This is a genomic window from Rhodococcus sp. KRD175 (assembly GCF_017168275.1).
Lineage (GTDB): Bacteria > Actinomycetota > Actinomycetes > Mycobacteriales > Mycobacteriaceae > Rhodococcoides > Rhodococcoides fascians.
On sequence record NZ_JABFAQ010000015.1, the window covers coordinates 47,398 to 60,446 of the forward strand.

Below are 13,049 nucleotides of genomic sequence, written 5' to 3' on the forward strand. Positions count from 1 at the left end.
TCGGTCATGCACCCCCGGCACCGCGTTTCGGGGGTCAGCGCCCGAAACTGCTGCAGCCTTGCGGCGCGGGGATACCGGCCAGGCGGTCGTCGATCCAGGAGTACGCACCGGGAATGCCACTGATCGCGACGACGAGGTGTTCACCGAAGTACTCCTCGAGGCGTACGTCGGCACCGTGTGCGCACCACTCGTCGTACAGCGTTTCCGCACCTTCCCGGGGGATCCAGAATTCCTGACGGCCCTGGTAGATCATCGTGGGCACGGTGGGGGCGAGATCACCGCCCATCCGGGTCGCGGCGATGATGCGTTCGGCGATCTCGGTCCGGTCGACGTTCGGCACGTCCGAGAGGGCCTGGGCCGGTATCGGTGCCACCAGTCCGCCGGGAGCGAGCAGTGTGATGCAGAGATCTTTGGCCACGGTCGCCAGACGCAGTCCGTTGGCGTTCATCAGGGAGAACATCTCGGAATACTCGCGGGCAACTCCGAGCGCTGCGGACAGGAACAGCGTCGACGCGACGTTGCCGTTCATCGACGTCAGCAGAATCCGGTAGTCGGTCGGTGGACCGCCGAAGGCCGCGCCCACCAGATTGACCTCCGGCGCGTACGACGGGGCGAGTTGAGCGGCCCATCCGGTGGCGATCGCCCCGCCCGAATAGCCTGTGACGGCAATCGGGGAGGACGCGGGCAACCCGAGTTCGGGGAGGCGCACCATCGCGCGCAACGCGTCGAGCACCGCATGGCCGGCCATGCGCCCGGCCGCGTACGCCTGCCGAGGACCCTCGTGATCGGTGACGACCACTGCATAATTCTTGGCGAGGAACGCCTGCACCGCTGGAATCTCCCGGGCGATACCTCGGGGCAGGGTCCACGACGGTGCACAGGTGTTGCCCAGTGAGTTGATGGCCATGTTGTACGCGACGACGGGACGCGTGCCGGGACCGGCCCAGGGTGCGTCGGGCACGATGACGGTCGTCGCCGCAGCGACGGGTCGGTCTTTGGAATCGCTTGTGCGGTAGAGGATCTGGGTCGATATGACCGGGGTGAACAGCGGCCCCACGCTCACGCGTCGGGTGCCGAGAACCGATCCGGGCGGGAGCTCCTCGAATCCTGCCGGCGGGTCGAAGAACGGCTCGCCGAGTGGGGTCGGCAGGTAGAGGGCGGGATCGGCGACGGGATCGAGGAAGTTCGTCAGTGGGTCGGCGGCGACGGTGTGCGCGGTCGGCAACGTCAAGGCCGACGACACGAGTAGTACTGTCATCGAACGACATACGCGGATCGATAGATTCATGGCGTGCACCCGTCCCCGATCGGCCGAAGCATCATGTGTGATGCGCATCACGCTATGCCCGAGGTGGTCTACGTCTTCGGCTATTCCGAGAATGTGTCGAAACCGTTACCGTTTCGCCGCTGATATCGATTATGAGACAGTGCTTTTGGTGACCTCACGGAGCGGGTTTGCCGTATTCGATTGATCAGCAACAGTTTTCATGCGCTAAGGAGCGGTGCAAACGAAGGTGCCTCGAGAGATGCTCGTGCAGAATGTAATTCGATATTCAACTGCTTTCCGGCTCTGGGAGACCGGCGGCCATTCGGCGGAATTCGTACGCATGCTCGGTATCGGCGTTGTGGCTCGAACGGCGGTGCCGACCTGGCCCGAGCGGACGTACGTGAGCGGCTCGAGCGCGCACCCCCTGCAGCGCACTCGAGCCGGGTGAACAATACCATTCGGCTTGTTTCAGTTACCCAACCGAATTTTCTGTCGGCTGCACGCGTCGTAGCGGACCGCAGGTGAGTCGAGTCGCGTGTCGTTCGGGTGAAGTACTCTCTACTTGTACTACCTGTGGATATGCAGGGCGCTTGGGCTCGGAGGCACGGAGTAAATGGCACAACAGGAGCGCGCACGGCGGACCCGGGCGGCAATCGTCGAGGCAGCGGCGGCGGAATTCGCCAAGCGCGGATATGCGGCTGCGTCCGTCAACACCATCTTGGACGGATCGAACGCCACCAAGGGGGCGATGTACTTCCATTTCCAGTCCAAGGAAGACCTGGCTCGAGCGGTGCTCGCGGCCGGACTCGACCGTTATGTCGCAATCTCCGAGAAATGGGCGGATTCGACCGCGCATCCCTTTTACGTCATCAAGGGAATCGTCGACGACATCGCGCAGAACTTTCAGAACGACGTGATCGTGCGTGCAGAATTCCGGCTGATCGTCGAGCCCGAGTTCTACGCGGAGGTGCACTCCGGTGGTGGCCGGGTGTGGGGCGCTCAGGGGTACGCGCAGGCCGAGAGAGCGCTGGCGATGGGAGACCTCAAGCCGCAGTTCGACGCGGCCAAGTTCGTGCGGGTACTCGCCGCGTCGATGGCGGGTCAGCGTTACATGTCGGATCTGGTGGCCGACAACGCAGATCTACGCGAGCGGTTCGAGGAGTCCGTCGAGATCGTGCTCCTTGCCATGGCGTCGGATAGTTGGTTGGCCGAGTTCGAGCTCCACGGGTGGGAGCAGTTCGGCGAAAACGAGGCAAAAGCTGCCTCTGACCTGCCGGTTTGAGATTTACCGCGAAAGTGTCCTAAGCTATCCCAGCTCCCAACGGAACGCCGTTGAGGGTAGCGTCGAAGCAATTCGGCGGGCCCCCTTCGTCTAGCGGCCTAGGACGCCGCCCTTTCAAGGCGGTAGCGCGGGTTCGAATCCCGTAGGGGGTACGCAGGAAAGCATCGGATTGACAATCCGATGTGCAGTACAGCATTCTTCATCTCGCTCCGGCGAGAAGCAGATTTGCAGTTCGGAGAGTTGGTGCGCTAGAAATAGCGCGGCAACAACAGCAAGGCCCTGTGGCGCAGTTGGTTAGCGCGCCGCCCTGTCACGGCGGAGGTCGCGGGTTCGAGTCCCGTCAGGGTCGCAGAATCGGTGTGAAAGCACCGGCATTGCGATGGCATTGTTTCACCGGTGCCGCCCGGCCAGGTAGCTCAGTTGGTACGAGCGTCCGCCTGAAAAGCGGAAGGTCGCCGGTTCGATCCCGGCCCTGGCCACCACGGTTGTGATCGACAAGCACTGCAAAGCCCCTTTCGACTTCGGTCGGGAGGGGCTTTGTCGTATGCGGAGTACCCACTGTCCCGTGACGGCGCTCGATTGCAACGTTAGGCTCGACAGGTGGATGTGATCGCTCGCGCGCAAGCCGATCTCGCACGTGGAGACACCAACGCCGCACGAGACGGGCTCCTCGACGCCTTGCCCCGCAACCCGTCGTCGCCTGCGGTTCTGGAATTGCTCGCGTACACGTATCTCCTTCTCGGTGATCGTGCGGCGGCCGGTGCCGTGTGGTTTCTGACCGACAAGGCCGACGACGATCCGACGGCGTCGGCTGCGTTCGCGGCACTGCAGAAGCAGTACCGGTCGCCGCTGATGCTCGCCCGAGCCCTCCCCATCCATGCGCCCTCGGATTGGTATCCGGTGCGGGCTCAGATGCGCCTGGAGCGACTGGGAGCCGCAATCGCAGCCAATGGGCAGAGCTGGATCCCACCGCGCGATGTCGTGTATTTCGACGAGGACGGAGTCGACTCCGACGACTTCTATGCCGCGCGTACCGCCGACGAGGACGATGCCGACGACGGGTTGAAGACGTCTGGTTACCGCACCGTCCGGCAACGTGCGATCGCAGCAACCATTGTCCTTGCCATCGTTGCCACCTCTGCGTCGGTGGTGTTGGCACTCGTCTTCGGCTGATGGCGATTCTCGGAGGGGCGGTTCTCGAACGGGTCGCTCGAATCCGAGCGTAGAGTTCGTCGGAGGATATCGAGGCCGACGACCGAGGGCGACTTCATTTCATGGGCACAGCGAACGGCGCACCGTCACCGCGCGACGACAATTACGACGTCAATCTTGCCCAGGCGAGAGTGTTCGCGCGAGGACTGGCCGAACACATTCGGACGTGTTCGGCGGCCATCGAAATTGCGCAATCCAAAGCATTTCGGGCTCGCGCCGATCGTGCCGAATCTCGCGCGAGGCAATTCGAGTCCGAGGCATCCACTCTTCGCACCGAGCTCTACGAGATGTATCGGCACATCGACGCGATGACGGCTCGATTCCCGGAACTGCGGACCGACCCGGCAGTCCGCGGATAGCGACCGCCCGAATCAGACTGCGGCGGAACCGGTGACCAAGCCGAACGTGGTCTCGGCTCCACGCCGGCCCAGCGCCGAACCCCACACCGAGTACACCGCGTCCGTTGTCGTGGACTGCTCCACGTCGCGCCCCTCGGCGACAGTGATCAGCGTGCGGGAGAGCTCGAACAGACTTACCCGGTGATTCTTCGCCGTGGTGAACAACTCGTCGATGGCGTCGGCCACCGAGCCGCCGTGGATCCCGATGAGCACTCCGGTCGCGATGTCGACGTCGGTACGAGAGGCGGGTGAATCGGGCAGTCTGTCGGTCATCTTTTTCCTCGAGATGGTGTTGTCGGTGCGGATGACCGAGTGGATTCTGGGTCGAGCGGGCTTCACTGTCTCACACCGACATGACTTTTCATACAGTCGGTTTCGCGCGGACGTGCATGCGCTCGCCCTGAGGTCCGAACAGGCTCAGCAGCTCGACCGGTCGGTTGCCGACAGCGCCGAACCAGTGCGGTACCCGGGTGTCGAATTCGGCGGCCTCACCGGCCTTCATCGTCAGATCGTGTTCGCCGAGAATAAGTCTCAGGGTGCCGTCGAGAACGTAGAACCACTCGTACCCCTCGTGCACCCGCGGGCGCGGCTCCTTGTCGTCGGGACGAACCACCAGCTTGTATGCCTGCAGACCACCCGGGCGGAGCGTCAGCGGGAGAATGGTCAGGTTCTCGCGCACGGTGGCTGTGGTGCGTACCCGGGGATCGGCGACGGGGGGAGCCGTCACCAGATCGTCGAGCGCCATCTGATGCGCGCGGGCGATCGGCCACAGCAGTTCGAGACTGGGTTTGCGGTCACCGGATTCGAGCCGTGAGAGCGTGCTGATCGAAATTCCGGTGGTGTCGGAGAGCGCGGCGAGGGTGGTGTTCTTCTCCATCCGGATGCGCTTGAGGCGGGGGCCGAGGCCGGCAATGAGCTCGTCGAGGGTGGTTTCTGCGTCCGTCATCGATCCATTGCAGTTTCGGCAAACGAATTTGTCAAGTCGTCCCCATGCGGCGCGCGGGAATGCAGAGGCGAAAACAGCCCGGAGGCGACGGCGGGAAGCTCATACTCGGTTCATGATCGCTCGTCCGGGGCACCCGCAACGTACCGGCGTGGTCCGCGATGCCTACGGCAGCTCCGCGTCCGAGGCCTTCATGGTGGTGGCCATTGCCACGATTCTGGTCACCAGGGCGTATTTGGAGCTCACTCACTACCCGCAGGTCGGTGGCAAGTCGCTGCACATCGCGCACGCCCTGTACGGCGGGGCGGCGATGATGCTGGCTCTGTTGATCGGGTGGATGTTCATCGGGTTCGGCGTTCGGGTCTTCACCGTGGTGCTCGGCGGAATCGGGTTCGGGTTGTTTCTCGACGAGGTCGGCAAGTTCGTCACCAAGGACAACGATTACTTCTACGGCCCGTCGTCGGAGATCATGTACGTCCTGGTGGTGCTGCTGTTGGTGTTCAGCCGGATCGTGCGGGAGTTCCGCAGGCCGTCGCGGGACGAGTCGCTGGCGAATGCGGCCGCGATCGCCGCGGATGGCGTCGCGCACGGTCTTCCCGAGCATCGGCGCGACTGGGCGCTACGGATGGTTGCGCGAGCGGAGTCGGACGGAGCCGACCCGGACACCGTAGCCGGAATCAGATTGTTGCTCGGCACCTGCCGCCGGTCGACATCGCGTACCCACTCGATGCGCCAGTTCGTTCCACGGCTGATTCCTGCGTTCTTCACCAGTCCCCGTTGGGTTCCCGTCGTCGGCTGGGGACTGGTCCTGATCTCCGGGGCGGGAGTCGTGTTCGGGATCGTCGAGCTCGTCCTGGGTGACCTGCTCATCGATCGCCGAGACCTGACGATCGACGTCGACAGGATGGGCATCGCCAGCGGCATCCTGTTCGTCAGTGCCTGCATCACTTTCGCCACGGCGCTGCCGGCGATGCTGCGGTTGCGAACGGACGGTCCCGTGTGGCCGTTGCGCACTCTCCGCGTGTCCGCACTGGTGTTCACGTTGCTCAACGCGCTCGTGGATTTCGCCCAGGAGGGGTTCGCTGCGCTGGGAAATGTAGCGGTCGGTCTGTTCGCGCTCGCGGTCATCTCGCACCGCATCACCGTCCGAGCCGACGAAATAGCCGGTACTACGGAATCGGTTGCGCTGCAGGAGGATCGAGACTCCGATTGCTCTCGAACCGTCGAACCACGCCGCTGAGCGGATCGACGAACTCGATGGAGCGAGCCAGTAGGCGGAGCGGATCGGAGTAGTCGTCGTCGGCGACCTCGCGGAACGACGGGTAGAAGTTGTCGCCCACGATCGGGATTCCCAACGAGCACAGATGAACCCGAAGTTGATGCGTCTTCCCCGTGCGCGGGTGCAGCCGATATCGACCGTACGATCCGAGAGTGTCGACCAGTTCGACGCGTGTCTCGGCATTGGGCTCGCCCGGTACCTCCCGTGCCTGAAGAACGCCGCGTTCCTTGACGATTCGACTGTGCACTGTCAGTGGGAAGTCGACATTCTGGGAGAGTGGGGCAATTGCCTCGTACTGCTTGGTGACCGTGCGCTGAGCGAACATCTCCTGATACGGCCGGCGCGCCTGCCGCTGCACGGTGAACACCAGGACACCCGCGGTGAGTCGATCCAGTCGGTGAGCAGGGCTCAACTCGGGGAGATCGAATTGTCGTCGCAGCAGAACCAACGCCGAGCGTGCGATGTACGCGCCTCGCGGCGTCGTGGCGAGGAAGTGCGGCTTGTCCACCACGAGCAGGTTCTCGTCGCGGTGCAGCACATCGAGGGAGAACGGCACGGCCGATTCCACCGGTGGGTCACGGTAGAGGTAGATGTCCGCACGCGGGCCGGCGATCGTCGACGGGTCGATCGGTACGCCCGCGGCATCGACGACCTCCCCGCCGGACACCTTCTCGGTCAGCCTGGCCGCATCCTGCGGGAAGCGGGCACACAGATATTCGAGCACCGTTGCGCCGGTCGCGACGTCGGGCATCCGCACCCTGGTGGGGTCGAGGCCGTCGCGCAACGGAAGTGGGGCGGCAGGCATGCAACGACTGTAATCGGTGCACGCATGGAAACACCCCGGTCGGAATTCCCGACCGGGGTGTGGACTGCGGTGACGCGCCGTGCCGGCCCGACCTAGATGGTGACGACCATCTTGCCGGTGTTCTCGCCCTTCATCAGTCCGATGAAGGCGGCCGGGGCATTGTCGAGGCCTTCGACGATCGTTTCGTCGAATTCGATTGCGCCGCTGGCGAGCCAATCCGTCATCTTCGCGCGGAATTCCTCGGTGAGGTGCGCGTACGAGCCGACGATGAATCCCTTCAACGTCAGCTCCTTGCCGATGGCGAGGGCGAGGTTGCGCGGGGCCGGGGTCGGTTCGGTCGAGTTGTACTGAGCGATGGCTCCGCACATGGCGATTCGGCCGTGCTTGTTCATCGACCCGATAGCAGCTTCGAGATGGTCACCGCCGACGTTGTCGAAGTACACGTCGATGCCGTCGGGAGCTGCCTGTCGGAGCTGTTCGGCGACAGGGCCGTCGTGGTAGTCGAATGCCGCGTCGAACCCGAGCTCGAGCAAGCGCGCAACCTTGGCGGGGGATCCGGCGCTACCGATGACGCGAGATGCGCCGAGCGCCTTGGCGATCTGTCCGACGAGCGAGCCGACGGCTCCGGCGGCGCCGGAGACGAACACGACGTCGCCCTTCTGGAACGACGCCACGGCCGTCAGGCCCGCATACGCTGTGGTGCCGGTCATTCCGAGTGCGCTCAGGTATGCCGATGCCTTGGCTGCGCCGAGGTCGACCTTGCTGGCTCCCTGTGCCGGGACGATGGCGAGATCGCGCCATCCCTTGCCGTGCACAACAGCGTCGCCGACTGCGAAACCGTCGGCCTTGGACTCGACGACCTCGCCCACGGCACCGCCGTCGAGCGGCGCATCGATCTGGAACGGCAGGACGTACGACTTCACGTCGTTCATCCGGCCACGCATGTACGGATCCACCGACATCACGATGTTGCGAACGAGGATCTGCCCGTCCTGCAGTTCGGGGAGGTCGACGACCTCCGCGCGAAAGTTGTCTTCGGTCGGCCAGCCTTCTGGGCGGGACGCGAGGTGAATTTCGTGTGCCTTCATGGTGTTTCCTCTTACTCGTCTTCGGTGACGGTGACGGTGACGTCGATGTTGCCGCGGGTGGCGTTGGAGTACGGGCAGACCTGATGTGCCTTGTCGGCCAGTGCCTGTGCGTTCTCGCGGCTGAGGTTCGGCAGAGTCACCTCGAGGGTGACTGCGAGCTGGAAGCCGCCTTGGTCGTTCGGGCCGATGTCGACGCGAGCGCCGACAGCCGAGTCGGTGACGTCGGCCTTGTCCTGACGCGCCACCATCTGCAGTGCGGAGTGGAAGCACGCGGCGTAGCCGGCTGCGAACAGCTGCTCGGGGTTGGTGCCGTTTCCGCTGCCGCCCATGGCCTCCGGGATGGCGAGATCGAGGTCGAGACGTCCGTCGGAGGTGCGGGCGTGGCCGTTACGGCCTTCGCCGGTGGCGAGTGCCTCTGCGGTGTAGATGGTTTTCATGATTCTCCTTCTGTCGTGCTCGAATCGGTGTGATGCAAAGCGCTCGTCAACGCGTCGAGCGATTCTTTGAGCTTGACGAGATCGCCGACGTCCATGCCGGTCTTCTCGGCCAACTTGCGCGGGATGTCGAGTGCCTCAGCGCGTAAGTCGCTTCCGGTCTCGGTGAGATGGATCTCGACGCGGCGCTCGTCGCTGCTCAGGCGTCGACGCTCGATGAAGCCGAGCCCTTCGAGTCGCTTGAGCATCGGCGAGAGCGTGCCGGTGTCGAGATCGAGTTCGGCACAGATGTCCTTGACGCCGCGCCCGTCCTTCTCCCACAGCACCAGCAGAACCAGGTACTGCGGGTACGTGACGCCCAACTTGTCGAGCATCGGGCGATACACCGCGGTGGTAGCCCGCGAAGCGGAGTACAGCGCGAAGCACACCTGACGATCGAGTGCGAGTTCGTTGGTCACGAGAAGAACAGTAGTGCACGTTTAAGTTGTGCGCAACCTATCCGCCCGATGTGAGTGGAACTTCGTAGCCTGCTACGAAGTGCCACTCACATGGGGGTCAGCTTTGCAGAGCGTTTCTCAGGCCGTCGAGCACGATGGTCGCCGCCGTGGGGCCGGCGTTGAGGTACCACGGGTCGTCGTCGACGCGCACGATGTGGTTCTGCGTTGCCGCGCTCATCCCGGTCCACAATGGATTGGTGGTGTACGACGCAGCGCTCGAATCGGCTTCCGCGTCCTGGCTGGAGACGAATACCCAGTCGGCGTTCGCCAACTGGATCTCTTCCTCGCTGAAGTCCTGCGAGGTCTTGTCGAATTGCTGGCTGGGCGGGCGCGCCAGCCCAGCGTCCGAGGCGATGAATCCAGCGAACGACGCGACGCCGAACACGCGTGCCCGGTCTGCGGTGAAGCGGACGAACGACACCGTCGGAGCGCCCCCGGATCCGCCGCCGTTGGAGACCGAATCACCCAGTGCGCGAGCGTCGGACGCGAATGTGTCCAGGAACCCTTGCGCCTGCTCGGTGCGTCCCAGTGCATCCGCGAGAAGAAGGAAGTCCTGCTTCCAGTTCACGCCGGTGCCCTCGGTCAATACGGTCGGCGCGATGGCCGACAGCGTCGGGTAGATGTCTTCCGAGCCGGTCTTGTTGGCCAGGATGAGGTCGGGTTCGGCGGCGGCGACGGCCTCGATGTCGACGCTCTGGCGGTTGCCCAGATCTGCCATCTGCGTCAGTTGGTCCGCGTACTGGGGGAACGAGAAGCTGATGTAGTCGGGCACCAGATCGGCTCCGTCGCCGTAGGCGGCACCGGTGGGGGTCACGCCCAGGGTCAATGCGGCGTCGAGCTGGCCGGTGGCGATCACCACGATCTTCTTCGGCTCGGCGGGGATGTCGGTGGATCCGCCGAAATGCCCGACGGTGCGCGGGAACTCGCCGTCGGCGGCACCCGAACCCATTCCGTCGGGAATGCCGGTGGGGCCCGGTGAGTCCGATGCGGCGTCGGTGTTGGAGGTGGGAGAGGTGGCGGTGCTCGGTGCCTGCTCGCCGCTGTCGCCGCACGCGACGGTGGTCAGAGCTGCGACTGCGACGAGGGCAGTGACGACGAGCAGACGTTTCACTTCGATCTCTTTCACCGAGCGGGCATGGATAGGTAACCCTAGCCTGGCGACCACGTGAGCGGAACTTCGTAGCAGGGGTCGAAGTTCCGCTCACATGGGGTCAGCGCAGCGCTGCCGCGGCCAGGACCATGTTTCTCAACGACTGCTCGACCTCGGCCGGGCCTCGTGTCTTCAGTCCGCAGTCCGGATTGACCCAGAGCCGTTCGAGGGGAACTGCCTCGGCCGCCGCGCGGAGCGACTCGGTGATCTCGGCAACCGTCGGAACTCGCGGCGAATGGATGTCGTAGACACCGGGTCCCACGTCGAGTGCGAAGCCGACCGCAGTGAGGTCGTCGAGCACCTCCATGCGCGAGCGTGCGGCCTCGATGGACGTCACGTCGGCGTCCAGGGCGACGATGGCGTCGATGACCTCACCGAACTCGGAGTAGCACAGGTGCGTGTGGATCTGTGTCGCGTCGTCGACGCCGGACGTCGCGATCCGGAACGAGCGGACGGCCCAATCCAGATACGCTGCAGTGTCTTTCGAGCGCAGCGGTAGCAGTTCGCGGAGCGCGGGCTCGTCCACCTGGACGATGCGGATCCCCGCCGACTCCAGGTCGATCGTCTCGTCTCGAATCGCCGAGGCGATCTGAGCTGCCGACTCGGCCGCCGGGATGTCGTCTCGGACGAACGACCACGCGAGAATGGTCACCGGACCGGTCAGCATGCCCTTGACCGGTTTGTCGGTCAGTGACTGCGCGTACGTCGCCCATTCCACCGTCATCGGTGCCGGGCGGGAGACGTCGCCGTACAGGATCGGTGGTCGCACGCACCGTGACCCGTACGACTGCACCCAGCCGTTGGCGGTCACGACGAAACCGTCGAGTTGCTCGGCGAAGTACTGCACCATGTCGTTTCGTTCGGGCTCGCCGTGGACGAGCACGTCCAACCCCAGACGCTCCTGCAGTGCAACGACATCGGCGATCTCCGCGCGCATCTGCCGCACGTACTCCGGCTCGTCGACGGTGCCGCTGCGCAGCGCCGCCCGCGCGCGGCGGATCGTGCTCGTCTGTGGGAAGGAGCCGATGGTCGTCGTCGGCAGAACAGGGAGCGAGAGATGCTCGGCCTGCACGACGCGGCGGACGTCTCCTGGGCTGCGGTCACGGCCGGCAGCGCTGTTCACACGCGCACGGATTGTCGGATCGTGCAGTCGTGCATCGTGTCTCCGCGAATCCAGAGCCGCGCGGGCCGACTCGAATCGGCCCGACACGAATCGATCGGTTTCCCCGGCTGTTCCGCCCTGGAGTGCGCGCGCGAGCACCGAGACCTCGGTGATCTTCTCGTTCCCGAACGCCAGCCACGACCGCAGTGTCGGTTCGAGCTGAGGTTCGGCGTCCAACGAATAGGGAACGTGGAGCAGCGAGCACGACGACGACACCGCCACTGCGCGCGCATGTCTGCCGACCTCGTACAGTGTCTCGAGCGCGGCGTCGAGATCGGTGCGCCAGACATTGCGTCCGTCGACGACGCCGGCCACGACGAGCATCGTCGAGGTAGCGCGAGTAGCTGCAAGTTGCTCGGCCACACCAGGAACGGTCAGATCGACGGCCAGGCCATCGATCCCGGTGGACGCCACTGCGGGCAGTGCGTCGCCCAGGTCGCCGAAGTAGGACGCCAGCAGAATGGCCGGGCGGGTCTGCGAGGCTGCGAGTTGGTGGAAGCATCGGGTCGCCGCTGCGACGGTCTCGTCGTCGAGATCGCGCACCAGCGCCGGTTCGTCGATCTGGACCCACTCGGCTCCGGCTGCGGCGAGGAGTTCGAGCAGACGGGCGTAGAGCGGTATCAGTTCGTCCACTCGTCCCAGCAGCGAATCGGAGGAGCCGACGGACTTGGACAGCAGCAGGAAGGTGATCGGTCCGATGATCACCGGACGTGCCGGGATACCCAGTGCGCGAGCCTCGTTCACCTCGCCGAGCACCTTGTTCGGGTGCAGGGAGAACGTGGTCTCCGGCGAGATCTCGGGCACGAGGTAGTGGTAATTGGTGTCGAACCATTTGGTCATTTCGAGCGGGACGATGGTCTCGGTGCCGCGGGCCGCGGCGAAGTACCGATCGAGTTCGCCTTCGACCGCCTCGACTCGCGGTGGCAACGCTCCGAGGAGGGCCGCAGTGTCGAGCATCTGGTCGTAGTACGAAAAGGTGTTCACGGGAACGGAATCGAGCCCGGCTGCGAGTGTGCGCCAGTCGTTCTCGCGAAGATTCTTCGCGACCGATTCGAGGGCCTCGGCATCGAGCTTTCCGGCCCAATAGGATTCGACGGCTTTCTTCAGTTCTCGGTTGGGTCCGATGCGAGCCGAACCGAGCACGGTGGCGGTGAAATCGTTGTTCACAGTTGATCTCCAGGGTGACTACACGTGGGTGGTGCACCGTCTTCACGGGCGCGCAGATCCCGGTGAGCCCTGACCACAGCCGTACCAGGCTTACGCGCCCATTCCACGAGGCGGTGAACCGCTGCACACGGCGTGCACAGCACAGAGGGCAGGTATTCGGACTTGCAGGCGCGCGGACGAAGAGCCCACTCCTACTGGCCGTCGCTTCCCGAAGAGGCTTCTTCAGTGCGTGATGACGGCGGTCGTTCCTGCATACCGCTGCGGGACAGTCCCGGATTCTCACCGGGTTCCCTCTCGCGATGCGCCGTGACTGCACGCACCGCTCGACGCCGAGGTGAACTTCGGGGCTCCTCATGACCACCTGG

13 protein-coding genes, 3 tRNA genes and 1 riboswitch are annotated in these 13,049 nt (G+C 64.5%); of the genes, 7 read left to right on the forward strand and 9 right to left on the reverse strand.

Annotation, left to right across the window (positions count from 1 at the left end):
• Positions 1–34 precede the first annotated feature (34 nt).
• The gene (locus tag J1M81_RS20495; protein WP_241258318.1) at positions 35–1,258 is read right to left on the reverse strand and encodes a lipase family protein; all 1,224 of its coding nucleotides are present in this window, start codon (positions 1,256–1,258) and stop codon (positions 35–37) included.
• A 622-nt stretch (positions 1,259–1,880) separates the two neighbouring features.
• Here J1M81_RS20495 and J1M81_RS20500 point away from each other — a divergent pair.
• The 6 genes from J1M81_RS20500 (at position 1,881) to J1M81_RS20525 (ending at position 4,120) form a co-directional block, all read left to right on the forward strand.
• A complete protein-coding gene (locus J1M81_RS20500) occupies positions 1,881–2,549 on the forward strand; it encodes a TetR/AcrR family transcriptional regulator (protein ID WP_206498732.1) in 669 nt (222 codons plus the stop codon).
• Between the two features lie 79 nt (positions 2,550–2,628).
• Positions 2,629–2,701, forward strand: a tRNA-Glu gene (locus J1M81_RS20505).
• A gap of 123 nt (positions 2,702–2,824) precedes the next feature.
• A tRNA-Asp gene (locus tag J1M81_RS20510) sits at positions 2,825–2,898 on the forward strand.
• Between the two features lie 56 nt (positions 2,899–2,954).
• A tRNA-Phe gene (locus tag J1M81_RS20515) sits at positions 2,955–3,031 on the forward strand.
• Positions 3,032–3,149: 118 nt separating this feature from the next.
• The gene (locus J1M81_RS20520; protein WP_032371325.1) at positions 3,150–3,722 is read left to right on the forward strand and encodes a DUF6584 family protein; all 573 of its coding nucleotides are present in this window, start codon (positions 3,150–3,152) and stop codon (positions 3,720–3,722) included.
• A 101-nt stretch (positions 3,723–3,823) separates the two neighbouring features.
• Complete coding sequence (locus tag J1M81_RS20525; protein ID WP_032365867.1) at positions 3,824–4,120, forward strand: hypothetical protein; 297 nt, start codon at positions 3,824–3,826, stop codon at positions 4,118–4,120.
• A 12-nt stretch (positions 4,121–4,132) separates the two neighbouring features.
• Here the strand turns inward: J1M81_RS20525 and J1M81_RS20530 are convergent, their stop codons facing one another.
• Both J1M81_RS20530 and J1M81_RS20535 read right to left on the reverse strand, forming a co-directional pair.
• Positions 4,133–4,432, reverse strand: coding sequence for an ANTAR domain-containing protein (locus J1M81_RS20530; protein WP_045842143.1), 300 nt, complete (start codon positions 4,430–4,432; stop codon positions 4,133–4,135).
• An 88-nt stretch (positions 4,433–4,520) separates the two neighbouring features.
• Complete coding sequence (locus J1M81_RS20535; RefSeq protein WP_032373745.1) at positions 4,521–5,105, reverse strand: helix-turn-helix domain-containing protein; 585 nt, start codon at positions 5,103–5,105, stop codon at positions 4,521–4,523.
• 112 nt (positions 5,106–5,217) lie between these two features.
• On the opposite strand from J1M81_RS20535, the gene J1M81_RS20540 reads away from it, so the two are divergent.
• On the forward strand, positions 5,218–6,342 hold the full coding sequence (locus J1M81_RS20540; RefSeq protein WP_230593516.1) for a hypothetical protein: 1,125 nt from the start codon (positions 5,218–5,220) through the stop codon (positions 6,340–6,342).
• Here J1M81_RS20540 and J1M81_RS20545 read toward each other — a convergent pair.
• From J1M81_RS20545 to metE, 6 genes are all read right to left on the reverse strand, one after another.
• The gene (locus J1M81_RS20545) at positions 6,272–7,186 is read right to left on the reverse strand and encodes a pseudouridine synthase (protein ID WP_032373744.1); all 915 of its coding nucleotides are present in this window, start codon (positions 7,184–7,186) and stop codon (positions 6,272–6,274) included. The genes J1M81_RS20540 and J1M81_RS20545 overlap by 71 nt on opposite strands.
• Before the next feature lie 92 nt (positions 7,187–7,278).
• Positions 7,279–8,274, reverse strand: coding sequence for an NADP-dependent oxidoreductase (locus tag J1M81_RS20550; protein WP_206498733.1), 996 nt, complete (start codon positions 8,272–8,274; stop codon positions 7,279–7,281).
• A gap of 11 nt (positions 8,275–8,285) precedes the next feature.
• Positions 8,286–8,711: an organic hydroperoxide resistance protein gene (locus J1M81_RS20555; protein WP_032365872.1), complete on the reverse strand. Its 426-nt coding sequence runs from the start codon at positions 8,709–8,711 to the stop codon at positions 8,286–8,288.
• Positions 8,708–9,166: a MarR family winged helix-turn-helix transcriptional regulator gene (locus J1M81_RS20560; protein WP_032373743.1), complete on the reverse strand. Its 459-nt coding sequence runs from the start codon at positions 9,164–9,166 to the stop codon at positions 8,708–8,710. Before J1M81_RS20560 ends, J1M81_RS20555 begins: the two co-directional genes overlap by 4 nt.
• Positions 9,167–9,263: 97 nt before the next feature.
• Complete coding sequence (locus J1M81_RS20565) at positions 9,264–10,316, reverse strand: iron-siderophore ABC transporter substrate-binding protein (protein ID WP_032373769.1); 1,053 nt, start codon at positions 10,314–10,316, stop codon at positions 9,264–9,266.
• A gap of 100 nt (positions 10,317–10,416) precedes the next feature.
• Positions 10,417–12,684, reverse strand: a complete 2,268-nt coding sequence (gene metE, locus J1M81_RS20570) for a 5-methyltetrahydropteroyltriglutamate--homocysteine S-methyltransferase (protein WP_206498734.1) — start codon at positions 12,682–12,684, stop codon at positions 10,417–10,419.
• A gap of 129 nt (positions 12,685–12,813) precedes the next feature.
• Positions 12,814–13,023, reverse strand: a riboswitch (cobalamin riboswitch).
• Positions 13,024–13,049: the final 26 nt, after the last annotated feature.